Consider the following 12,337-nt stretch of genomic DNA (forward strand, 5'->3'; position numbering starts at 1 on the left):
TTGCAACAGCGCGTCTGGCTGCGCCTGATCCTGCTTCTGGGCGGGACGCTGATTGCCGTCTCGACGGTGCTTCTGCTGCTGGTCGTGGGCTTCTACACCAACCGCCTTCGGGCCGAGCAGGAACATGCGGCCTCCCAGGTCGGCAGCCTGCTTCATGCGGCGCTGGAAAACGCCATGCTGAAGCGCGACATCCCCGGCCTGACCGCCATCGTGACCGGGCTGGGTCAACAGCCCAGCATCGACCGGGTGATGATCCTGAACCCGGCGCGCGAGATCCGCTTCGCCTCGGACCCGGCATTGATCGGGCAGATCCTGCCGCCCGATGCCGCGCCCGCGCGCGGCAGCAGCCGGTCCGAGGTCGCGGTGCCCAATCGCGAAGCCTGCCGGTCCTGCCATGGCGAGGTGACCGAGCACCCGCTGAACGGGACGCTGGTGGTCGATTACGACGATCACGGCCTGTTTCGGCAGGCGCTGACCGGCGCCCTCGGGCTGGTCCTTCTGGGTGGGCTGGCGACGCTGGCGGCCTCGGTCGCACTTGCCTTCGGGCTGCGCCGGATCGTCGTGCGCCCGGTGGCCGAACTGGCTCGCGCCGCCGATGCCATGGCTTCGGGCGATCTGTCGGCGCGGGTCGCCCCCCGTGGCCGGGACGAGATCGCCGCTTTGGGCCACAGCTTCAACCGCATGGCCGGCCATATCGAGACCAGCCAGGCCGAGTTGATCCGGGCCGAGCGGATGTCGCAATCGCTGATCGACGCCATTCCCGACGGCATCCGCGTGATCGGCCCGGATTTCCGCATCCGCCGCGCCAATGCCGCCTATGCGGCGCAGGTGGGCCTGCCGCTCGATCAGATCGTCGGGCAGTTCTGCCACCGCTCCAGCCATGGCCGCGACACGCCCTGCCCCTGGACCATGGTCACCTGCCCGGTGGCCGAGATGAAGCAGACCGCCCGCCGCCTGACCTTCCGCGACCAGCACCGGCGCCCCGATGGCAGCGCCATGGCGGTCGAGGTCTCGGCCGCGCCCATGGACGGGCTGGTGGTCGAGGCGATCCGCGATCTGGACGAACAGGTCCGCGTCTCGCAGACCGAGCGGCTGTCGGAAATCGGCCTTCTGGCGACGGGCGTGGCCCACGAGATCCACAACCCGCTCAGTTCCATCGCGCTGACGCTGTCGACGCTGAACCGCGATCTGGCGCAGGACCGGACCGACCGGGCGCTGCAATATCTCGATCTGATCCGCGCCGAGATCGACAAGAGCCTGCAGATCACCGACAGCCTGCTGCGCCTCGGCAGCCCGGCCAGCGGAGAGCCGCAACTGATCGACCTCGCCCCCGCCATCGGCGCGGTGACGCGGCTGCTGGATTTTCAGGCCCAGACCATGCAGGTCCGTATCGAGATCGACATTCCCGCCGATCTGCGCGTGCTCATCGCCGATTCCGACCTGCGCATGGCAGTCACCAATCTGGTGCTGAACGCCTTCCACGCCATGCCCGAAGGCGGGCTGCTGACGCTTTCGGCCCGGCGCGCGGGCGAACGGGTCGAGCTTGCGATTACCGATACCGGCCTCGGTATCGCGCCGGAAAACCTGCAGAACATCTTCATGCCCTTCTGGTCGCGCCGCGCCGACCGGTCCAGCGGGCGCGGCCTCGGCCTTGCCATCACCCGCGCCATCGCCGAGCGCGCCCATGCCAGCCTGTCGGTGCAAAGCACGCTTGGCCAAGGCAGCCGCTTCACCCTGTCCTTCCCTGACCCGGACCATGCCCATGTGCCCTGACCGCGCCCATACGATCCTGATCGTCGAGGATGACCGCACCCTGAACCGGCTGATCTGCGACCAGCTGGGCGATCTTGGCCATCATGCCGTGGGCGTCGGCTGCCGCGCCGATGCGCTGGAACAGCTGGGGCATCTGGCGCCGGATCTGGCGCTGCTGGATATGCGCCTGCCCGATTGCGACGGGCTGACCTTCCTGCCGGAACTGCGCGAATATTGCCCGGTGATCGTGCTGACCGCCTATGGCTCCATCGACCAGGCGGTCGAGGCGGTGAAGCGCGGGGCCAGCGAATACCTGCTGAAGCCGATCACCGCCGAAGGCCTGCAGATGGCACTGTCCAAAGTGTTCGAGACCGCCGCCCTGCGCCGCGATCTGGCCTTCTGGCAGGCCGAGGCGCAGCGCCGCAACCGGCCCGAACTGGTCGGCGACAGCCCCGGGATGAAGGAGTTGCGGCGCATGGTCGAACTGCTTTCGGCCTCGGATGCGCCGGTGCTGATCCAGGGCGAATCCGGCACCGGCAAGGGGGTGGCGGCGGCCGCGATCCACGCGCAGGGGCCGCGCGGCAATGGCCGCATCGTCGCCGTCGAATGCCATGCCGAGATGCTGGAATCCGAACTTTTCGGCAAGGTCCGCGACGGCAGGCTGATCGAAGGGCTGATCGCCGCCGCCGGTCCCGGCACGCTGGTTCTGAACGATATCGACCAGTTGTCCGGCGCCGTTCAGGGCCGGCTTCTACGCCTGATCGAGCAGCAAAGCTATCGCCCGCATGGCTCGACCGCCGAGATCCATTCCAGCGCTCGCATCATCGCCACCAGTGCCGCGGACATGGAGGCAGCGGCACTGGCCGGCAGCTTCAGGCCGCAGCTTTATTACCAGTTCTCGGGCTTCACCCTGCACCTGCCGCCGCTGCGCCAGCGGATCGAGGATCTGCCCGCCCTGGTCGAGTTCCTGCTTGCCGACCGCAGCTTCCAGCGCGGCGTGGCCAAGGAACTGACCCCCGACGCGATGGAGGCGATGCGCAGCTATGATTGGCCCGGCAATATCCGAGAGCTTGCCAATGCCGTGGACCGGGGCGTGATGATGTCGGCGGGCGAAACCCGGATCACCGCCGCGCATCTGGGGCTGGCGCCGCGCACGGCGGGCGATGCCTCTGGCCGCAGCGTGAGCCTGCGTTTCGCAGATACGCCGACACTGGAAGCCCTGCGCGACGCCTATATCCAACTGCTTCTGGACCGCTTCGAGGGCAATCGCCAACGCACGGCAGCGGCGCTAGGCATCTCGGAGCGTAACCTCTACCGATTGTTGAAATCCGGGGGCGAGGACAGTTCCTGACAGAAGGCACCAGCCACCGCTTTGCAGCGATCTGCAATCTTGTCAATACAACCATAAAGTGATACCCTTTCCGGAAAGTCGCGTCATGTGGGCTGCTTGTGACGCAGAACCTGCCGCGCGCTTCCGTCCGGCAGCGGTGTTCCAGATTGTCGCGGTTAACCCACCTTCCCGATCAGCGTGAAAGGACCGCCATGACACAGATGAGACAGGGGGCCAAATTCCGCCATGCGGGCCGCCGGGCCGGCATGGTCCTTGCCGCCGGAATGCTGGCCAGCGGCATGGCCGGGCAGGCGCTCGGCGCTGAAGGCGGGGTCGGCTTCTATATCCTTGGCAGCCGGACCATCAATGCCGGGATCGTGCCGCCGCCCGGCACCTATCTGCAATTCTCGACCTATGGATTTTCCGGCTATTCCAATGTCGCCACGCCGCAGAACGGACGGATCAATCTGGGCCTTTCGGGCGATGCGCTGATCGGGCTTTATACGGCTGTCTGGTCGCTCGACAGCGAACCCGTTCTGGGCGGCCAACCCTATCTGGCCGCGACTTTGCCGATCGGCTGGAAGAAGACGACGCTGGACGGGCAACTGGCCCGACCGGGCGGCAATATCGTCTCGGGCAGCCGCGACAAGGACAGCTACCTGATCGGCGATCCGGTGATCGGCGGCGGCATCGGCTGGGGCGAAGGGCCGTGGTTCACCTCGCTCAACCTGCTCATCAATATTCCCGCCGGCGATTACGAGACCGGCCGGCCGACCAATGTCTCGTTCAACCGCTGGGGCGCCGATCTGACCGGCGGCATCACCTGGATGAATGCGAATGGCTGGCAGGTCAGCGGCGCGCTCGGCCTGACCGTGAACGGCGAGAACGACGATACCAATTACAATACCGGCAACGAGCTGCATCTGGAAGGCGCGGTCGCCAAGACCACCGGCAGCTGGACGCTCGGTCTGGCCGGCTATCACTACAATCAGGTCAGCGGCGACAGCAGCGAGACCCCGCTTCTGGGCGAGTTCAAGGGCCGCGTCAGCGGCATCGGCCCGGTGATCGGCTGGTCGGGCATGTGGGGTCAGCAGCCGGTCAGTCTGGATGCGCGCTTCTATCACGAATTCGACGCCAAAAACCGGGTCGAGGGCAATACGGTTCTGTTCAACCTGACCATCCCGCTTGGCGGGTAACGAGGCGGAACACGGCATAAGGAAAAGCTATTTTTAGCATCTTTCGAAGGATTGATCGGGTTTCGGGATCTGCCACGGCTCCGGGCCAGGGGCCCCGCCCTGCGGGGGCACGCTTTCGGCCCACCGGCGCGACAGTTTGGCGCAGGACGGAAATGCACCTTCCGGTCAGGCCGGAACCGAAGCATTTGACGGTCGTTCGCGGCACGTGCGGGCGTCGAATGACAACCTATGCGTGAATATCCTGAAAATGCGAAAATCGGCGGAACCTGACCTTACGTAAAATAAACCGTGTCCACCCTATTTTCCTACGCGATGCAATCGAAGCCCGTCTGCGCATTATATGCTGCCCATCCAAGGGCGGTTTCATAATGTCATATGATAAATCAGGACTCGCCCCGGTCTTTCCGACCATATTGTAAATCCGGGAGCTGAAACGGATCAGGTCGCGAACCTGTCCTTGCGCCGGTGCCTCCGATGCGGCAGGGCATGAACAGCGACCGCCGAATGCCAGACTGGAGCCAGAATGTTCAGATCCCTCGCCGCCCTCGCGCTGATCTTTTCGACCACGGTCGCCGCCGCTCAGGAGGTGCCGGCCTATATCGGCTCGGCCAAATGCGCGACCTGTCACGAAGCCCAGGCAGAGGCATGGAACGGCTCGGACCACCAACTCGCCTGGACGGAGCCTTCGGCCGATACGGTCAAGGCGGGTTTCGATGGGACCGCGTTCCAGAATGACGATATCTCGGTCGCCTTCTCGCAGGATGACGCAGGCTATCACGCCACGATCACCGAATCCGATGGCACGACCACGACCCGCGACCTGCATTCCGTGGCCGGGGTCGAACCACTTCAGCAATATCTGTTCGAGACCGAACCGGGCAAGCTGCAAAGCTTCGATGTCGTCTGGGATACCGAGGAGGGGCTCTGGTATCATCTTTATCCAGACCAGTCGCTGCCGCTGGGCGACGGGATGCACTGGACCGGGCCTTACAAGAACTGGAACGCCCGCTGCGCCGAATGCCACGCGACCGGGTTCGAAAAGAATTACGACCCGGCGACCCGCAGCTATCAATCCACCGAGGCCGAGATCGGCGTCGGCTGCGAGGCCTGTCACGGCCCCGGCGAAAAGCACCTCGAATGGGCCGAGAACCGGCAGCCGGTGACGATGGCGGGGCTGGACAGCCTCGGCTTCACCATGCCGACCGGGGCCGAAACCGAAGCCTGGATGCAGCAATGCGCCGGCTGCCATTCCCGGCGCGAGGCTTTTGGCGACGGCAACCCCCTGCCCGGCACGCCTTATCACGACGCCTATCGGCTGGCGATGCTGACGCCGGATCTCTATTTCCCCGACGGCCAGATCCGGGAAGAGGTCTATGTCTACGGCTCTTTCCTGCAATCGAAGATGTATGCCAAGGGCGTCGGCTGCCAGAACTGCCACGACCCCCACAGCACGAAACTGCGTGCCGAGGGCAATGCCGTCTGTGCGCAATGCCATTCGCCCGCCGGCAACCCCGACTTCCCCAGCCTGCGCAAGGCCGAATATGACAGCCCCGCGCATCACTTCCATGCCGAGGGCTCGGAAGGTGCGCAGTGCAAGAACTGCCATATGGTCGAGCGCGCCTATATGGGCGTGGACGAACGCGCCGATCACAGTTTCCGGATTCCCCGCCCGGATCTGGCCGCCGCAACCGGCGCGCCGGATGCCTGCACCGCCTGCCACGGCGACAGGACCCCGGATTGGGCGGCGGACCAGATCGCCGCCCGGTATCCCGATTCCCCCCATCGCGGCCCGCATTTCGGCACAACCTTCGCCCAGGCGGCCAGCGATCCGGCAGGCGCCCTGCCCGGGCTTCTGGGCATTGCCGGCGACGAGACCGAGGCCGATCTGGTCCGCGCGACGGCGCTTTACCTGATGGCCGGTGCCGGCGATGCGAAACTCGCTGACGATACGGCGAAATTCCTTGCCGACGACAGCCCGCTTCTGCGCAGCGCCGCCGTCAGGTTGCAGCGCAATGCCGATCCGCAGCTCCGGGTGCAGCGCCTGCTGCCGCTTCTCAGCGACCCGGTGCGGATGGTGCGGATGAGCGCCGTGCCCGACATGCTCGGCGCGCCGATCGCGCATCTGCCGGCGAAGATCGCCGAGACACTGCGCCGGGCGGCGGATGAATGGCAGCAATCGCTGTCGAACCGGCTGGATTTCCCGGAAACCCATCTGGTGCTGGGCGGCACGGCGCTGACCATGCGCAACCTGCCCGCCGCCGCCGGCGCCTTCCGCACGGCGGTGACGCTGGACCCGCAGCGCGCCGAGGCCTGGGTGATGCTAGTCCGGCTGGAGGCAACGCTGAACGGGCGCGAAGCGGCGGAAAAAGCCGTCGCCGATGGCCTTGCCGCCATTCCCGGCCAGCCCGATCTGGAAGCGATGAAGGCGGAACTCGACCAGCTTCCGGTTGAGTAATCCCCCGATCCGGCAAAGAAAACGGGCCGCTGCACCGGCAGCGGCCCGTTTCCTTCATGTCACCCCGGAGTTACTGTTTCGGGGTGAAAGAGCCCGCTTCCTGACGCTGCGGATATTCCTCGAAGGTCGCCATGAAATCGGCCACGACACCGCCGACCGGGCCGAAGGCCCACATCCGGCGCAGCTGCCATTCGTCGTAATGCGAGGAATCCGCCGGCGCCGTCTCGAACGGATCGGCTTTCAGGTCGATCAGCAGCGGCGCTTTCAGCGGCACCTGACCACGGCGCCAGGCATCCATGCCCTCGTGTTCCTGAACGCTGAAATGCGCCTTCATCCGACCATAGCGGACCGCGCCAAGGCTGCCATCGTCGACGAAGGCGAAGAATTCCTGACGCGGCCAGTCGCCGGCATCGGCGGCCCCGGTCAGGTTCGGCAGCAGGTTATAGCCGTCGATATGGACGTTGAAGCTTTTGTCGCCGGCCTGATAGCCGTCCAGCAGTTCCTGCTTGATATTGCTGTCGCCCGCCGCCGCGATCAGGGTCGGGAACATATCTTCCAGCGACAGGATCTCGTTATTGACCTGCCCGCCTTCGATATGGCCCGGCCACTTGATCAGGAAGGGCACGCGGATGCCGCCTTCCCAGGTGGTCGCCTTCTCGCCCCGGAAGGGCGAGGTGCCGCCATCCGGCCAGGTGAATTTCTCGGCCCCGTTATCGGTGGTGTAGATGACGATGGTGTTGTCCGCCGCGCCGATTTCGTCGAGCTTGTCGAGAAGCTGGCCGACCATGCCGTCATGCTCGACCATGCCATCGGCATAGACCCCGAGGCCGGTCGCCCCGTTCGAGGCATCCTTCAGATGGGTGAAGATGTGCATCCGGGTGGTGTTATACCAGACGAACCACGGGGTATCGGCGTCTTCCTGACGCTGGATGAAGTCGATGGCGGCGGTCAGGAATTCTTCGTCCACCGTCTCCATCCGCTTCTTGGTCAGCGGGCCGGTATCCTCGATCTGGCCGTCCGCCGAGGACTTGATGACCCCGCGCGGACCGTATTTTTCGCGGAAGGCGGCATCCTTCGGATAGTCCGGGTTTTCCGGCTCTTCCTCGGCATTCAGGTGGTAGAGATTGCCGAAGAACTCGTCGAAGCCGTGATTGGTCGGCACGTATTCGTCGCGGTCGCCAAGGTGGTTCTTGCCGAACTGGCCGGTGGCATAGCCCATCGGCTTGAGGATCTCGGCAATGGTCGGATCCTCGGGCTGCAGACCCAGCGGATCGCCGGGCATACCGATCTTCAGAAGGCCGGTGCGCTTGGGCGACTGGCCGGTGATGAAGGCGGCCCGTCCGGCGGTGCAGCTTTGCTGGCCGTAAGCGTCGGTAAAGCGGATCCCGTCTTCGGCGATGCTGTCGATATTGGGCGTGCGATAGCCCATCATGCCGCTGTTATAGGCACTGGTGTTGAACCAGCCGATATCGTCGCCCATGATGACAAGGATATTCGGCTTCTCCGCCGCGTCCTGCGCCATGGCCATGCCCGAGGCCATGACCAGCACCAATGTGCATCCCAGTTGTCGGAACATCTATGCTTCTCCTGAAATGAAAACGAGTTGCGAGACATTATAGCATATCCCGGCAGCATGAACGGTTAACAACGTCCCGCCTCGAACCGAATTTGTCGCCGCGCATCCGTTTCTGCACGAACCGTGGCGAATAACGGCGACATGCCAACGAAAAAATGGCTGGCAATGGACAAAAGCCGCGACTTCCGCGCGACCGCTTTCAGGACGGCGAAGAAGATTGAAGCCAAACGCGACAATTTTGCGCATTTTCGGCAGAGCCGATAGCGCCCTTCGGTTGAACAGTGTTAGACTGTTCTCGCAGAATCAATTTCTTAACCGGGAGAAACAGACATGTTTCGCTTAGCAAGCTGCACATTGGTAATGGTAACGATTTCAGGCCTGGCCATGGCGCAGGACGCACCGGCTACTTCGGAAGGTAGCGCCACACAGCCCAACATCCTTGTCATCATGGGCGACGATATCGGTCAGGGCAATATTTCAGCCTATACCAGGGGGCTGATGGGCTATACCACGCCCAATATCGACAGCATCGCCAATGACGGTGCGATCTTCACCGATTACTATGCCGAGCAAAGCTGCACCGCCGGCCGCTCGACCTTCATTACCGGCCAGTCGACCTTCCGCACCGGCCTGTCCAAGGTCGGTCTTCCGGGTGCCAATGCCGGGCTTCAGGATGTCGACGTGACCCTGGCCTCGGCGTTGAAGGATCATGGCTATGCCACCGGTCAGTTCGGCAAGAACCACCTCGGCGACCGCGACGAATTCCTGCCGATCAATCACGGCTTCGACGAGTTCTTCGGCAACCTCTATCACCTCAATGCCGAGGAAGAGCCGGAGAACTTCAACTATCCGCAGGACCCCGCCTTCCGCGAGCAGTTCGGCCCGCGCGGCGTCATCAAGGCGTCTGCCGATGGCCAGATCGAGGATACCGGCCCGCTGACCCGCAAGCGGATGGAAACCGTCGACGACGAGACCTCGGCTGCGGCCATCGACTTCATGAAGCGTCAGGTCGATGCCGGCACGCCCTTCTTCGTCTGGATGAACACCACCCGGATGCACTTCCGCACCCATGTCCGCGACGAACATCGCAGCGAGCCCGGCCTGAGCGCGCGGACCGAATATGCCGATGGCATGGTCGAACATGACAACCTGATCGGCACGCTGCTGCAATCGCTGGACGATATGGGCGTCGCCGACAATACCATCGTCGTCTACACCACCGATAACGGGCCGCACCAGAACTCCTGGCCGGATGCGGGCACCACCCCCTTCCGCAGCGAGAAGAACACCAGCTGGGAAGGCGCCTACCGCGTTCCGGCGATGATCAAATGGCCGGGCCATATCGAGCCGGGTTCGGTCGCCAATGACATCATGTCGGGCCTCGACTGGTTCCCGACGCTGCTGGCCGCCGTCGGCGATACCGACATCAAGGACCGGCTGCTGACCGGCACCACCATCGACGGCAAGGAATACAAGAACCACCTCGACGGGTATAACCAGTTGCCCTACCTGACCGGCGAACAGCCCGAGGGCGCCCGTAACGAGTTCTTCTATTTCAACGACGATGGCGAAATCGTCGCGCTGCGTTACGAGAACTGGAAGATCGTCTTCGCCGAACAGCGCATGAAAGGCACCATGGCCGTCTGGGCCGAGCCCTTCACCAAGCTGCGCGTGCCGAAGCTGTTCGACCTGCGCTCGGACCCGTACGAGCGCGCCGATATCACCTCGAACACCTATTGGGACTGGATCCTCGATCACTCCTATATCGTGGCCCCGGCCAGCGTCGAAGTCGGCAAGTTCCTGGCAACCTTCGAGGAATTCCCGCCGGCTCAGCGCCCGGACAGCTTCTCGATCGACCAGGTCCAGGAAGAGATCAACAAGTCGCTTGAGAACATGGCCGGCGGCCAGTGACGGCGCAATCGGGGGGCTGCTTCTGGGCCGCCCCTCGTTCATCATGATCGCGCATCCCGGCCCTTGCAACCGGGATGCGTCTTCCTTTGATCGGAGCGGCCATGTTCATCGCAAAATCCATTCTTCCCGCCCTTGCCCTTCCCGCCCTTGCCCTCGCCGGCCTTGCCCTGCCGGCCTTTGCCGATCCGCTGCCCTCGTGGAATGACGGCGCGGCAAAAACGGCGATCATCGACTTTGTCGAAAGCGTGACCGACCCGGCGTCGGAACAGTTCGTCCCCGAGGCCGACCGCATCGCCACCTTCGACAATGACGGCACCCTCTGGGCCGAACAGCCGCTTTACTTTCAGGGTCTCTACGCGCTCGACGTGCTCAAGGCGAAGGCCGAGACCGATCCCTCGATCCTCGACAGCGACGCGCTGAAAGCCGCCGCTGCGGGCGATGTGGATGGCGTGATGGCCGGCGGGATGGAGGGGCTGCTTTCCGTCCTCAATGTGTCTCATTCCGGCATGACGGTCGAGGATTTTCAGGATGATGCCGCCGCATGGGTGTCCACGGCGACGCATCCGACCAAGGGCATGACCTATGCCGACATGACCTATCAGCCGATGCTGGAACTGCTCGGCTATCTGCGGGACGAAGGTTTTTCGACCTATATCGTCTCGGGCGGCGGGGTGCATTTCATCCGCGCCATCTCGGAAGATGCCTATGGCATTCCGCCCCAGCAGGTCGTCGGCACCGAGGGCAACACGAAGTATGAAGAGCTGGACGGCAAGCCGGTGCTGATGAAGCATGGCGGCGTCAGCTTCATCGACGACAAGGACGGCAAGCCGGTGGGCATCGACCGCCATATCGGCAAGCGCCCGATCTTCGTCGCCGGCAATTCCGACGGCGATTTCGCCATGCTGGAATATGCCTTTGCCGGCGAGGGGCCGCATTTCGGCCTGATCGTTCATCACACTGATGCCGACCGCGAATTCGCCTATGACCGCGACAGCCATGTCGGCGCGCTGGATCGCGGGCTGGACGAGGCGGCGGCCCGCGGCTGGCTGCTGGTCGACATGAAGAACGACTGGGCGCGCGTCTGGTCGGGCGGGCAGTAAGCCATGGCCGAGACGGACACCAGCGACACCCGCGCCCGGATCGAGGATCTGCGCAGCCGCATGGGCGGCTCGATCATTGGGCAGCGCGAGGTGATCGAGCGCCTCATCATCGGCCTTCTGGCCAATGGCAACCTGCTGGTCGAAGGCATGCCCGGCCTCGCGAAAACCCGCGCGATCAAGGCCCTGGCGAAGAATGTCGATGCCAGTTTCAGCCGCATCCAGTTCACGCCCGACCTTCTGCCCTCGGACGTGACCGGGACCGAGGTCCTCTATAAATCCGGGGACGAGACCGAGTTCCGCTTCTCGCCCGGACCGATCTTCGCCAATATCGTGCTGGCGGACGAGATCAACCGCGCCCCCGCCAAGGTGCAGGCGGCGCTGCTGGAGGCGATGGAGGAACGTCAGGTCACCGTCGCCGGCAAGACCCACCGGATGGAACCGCTGTTCATGGTCATGGCGACCCAGAACCCGGTCGAGCAGGAAGGCACCTATCCCCTGCCCGAGGCGCAGATGGACCGTTTCCTGATGCATGTGAACATCACCTACCCACCGGTCGAGGACGAGGTCGAGGTGATCCGCCTTGTCCGGGGCGAAGAAATCGCGGCCATCCATGAACGCGACGGCGCCCCCGCCGCCGAACCGCCGGCGCCGATCCCGCAGGATGTGGTCTTCGCCGCCCGGCGCGAGATCGCGGCGATCCAGGTCGCCCCGGCGGTCGAACGCTACATGGCCGATCTGGTCAACGCGACCCGCATCCCGACCCAGTTCGGCGAGGATCTGAAACGCTGGATCGAGATCGGCGTTTCGCCCCGCGCCTCGCTGGCGCTGGATCGCTGCGGGCGCGCCCATGCCTGGCTGAAGGGCCGCGACTATCTCGACCCCGAGGATGTGCGCGCGGTGCTGCCCGACGTGTTCCGCCACCGCCTCGCGCTCAGCTTCGAGGCGCAGGGCGAGGGCATCGCCCCCGATCAGGTCAGCGCCGAGATCGTGAGGCAGGTCGCCCTGACCTGACCCGCC

At 64.4% G+C, this 12,337-nt stretch carries 8 protein-coding genes; 7 read left to right on the plus strand and 1 reads right to left on the minus strand.

Annotated elements, in window-relative coordinates; all coding sequences use genetic code 11:
• From Q0330_RS05985 to Q0330_RS06000, 4 genes are all read left to right on the plus strand, one after another.
• Positions 1 to 1,773: an ATP-binding protein gene (locus Q0330_RS05985; RefSeq protein ID WP_299475906.1), complete on the plus strand. Its 1,773-nt coding sequence runs from the start codon at positions 1 to 3 to the stop codon at positions 1,771 to 1,773.
• Positions 1,763 to 3,103 (plus strand): sigma-54 dependent transcriptional regulator, encoded by a 1,341-nt coding sequence (locus Q0330_RS05990; protein ID WP_299475908.1) that lies wholly within the window; start codon positions 1,763 to 1,765, stop codon positions 3,101 to 3,103. The genes Q0330_RS05985 and Q0330_RS05990 overlap by 11 nt, the downstream gene beginning before the upstream one ends.
• Positions 3,104 to 3,294: 191 nt before the next feature.
• Positions 3,295 to 4,278 (plus strand): transporter, encoded by a 984-nt coding sequence (locus tag Q0330_RS05995; protein WP_299475911.1) that lies wholly within the window; start codon positions 3,295 to 3,297, stop codon positions 4,276 to 4,278.
• Positions 4,279 to 4,801: 523 nt separating this feature from the next.
• A complete protein-coding gene (locus Q0330_RS06000) occupies positions 4,802 to 6,733 on the plus strand; it encodes a multiheme c-type cytochrome (RefSeq protein ID WP_299475914.1) in 1,932 nt (643 codons plus the stop codon).
• Between the two features lie 70 nt (positions 6,734 to 6,803).
• Here Q0330_RS06000 and Q0330_RS06005 read toward each other — a convergent pair whose 3' ends face one another.
• A complete protein-coding gene (locus Q0330_RS06005) occupies positions 6,804 to 8,309 on the minus strand; it encodes an arylsulfatase (protein ID WP_299475917.1) in 1,506 nt (501 codons plus the stop codon).
• A gap of 384 nt (positions 8,310 to 8,693) precedes the next feature.
• On the opposite strand from Q0330_RS06005, the gene Q0330_RS06010 reads away from it, so the two are divergent.
• From Q0330_RS06010 to Q0330_RS06020, 3 genes are all read left to right on the plus strand, one after another.
• Positions 8,694 to 10,220, plus strand: a complete 1,527-nt coding sequence (locus Q0330_RS06010; RefSeq protein ID WP_299476097.1) for an arylsulfatase — start codon at positions 8,694 to 8,696, stop codon at positions 10,218 to 10,220.
• Positions 10,221 to 10,321: 101 nt separating this feature from the next.
• Entirely contained in the window at positions 10,322 to 11,320 is a 999-nt protein-coding gene (locus Q0330_RS06015) for an HAD family hydrolase (protein ID WP_299475919.1), read from the plus strand.
• Positions 11,321 to 11,323: 3 nt separating this feature from the next.
• On the plus strand, positions 11,324 to 12,331 hold the full coding sequence (locus Q0330_RS06020; RefSeq protein WP_299475923.1) for an AAA family ATPase: 1,008 nt from the start codon (positions 11,324 to 11,326) through the stop codon (positions 12,329 to 12,331).
• Positions 12,332 to 12,337 lie beyond the last annotated feature (6 nt).

The sequence above is a fragment of the uncultured Paracoccus sp. genome (genome assembly GCF_937873615.1).
GTDB lineage: Bacteria > Pseudomonadota > Alphaproteobacteria > Rhodobacterales > Rhodobacteraceae > Paracoccus.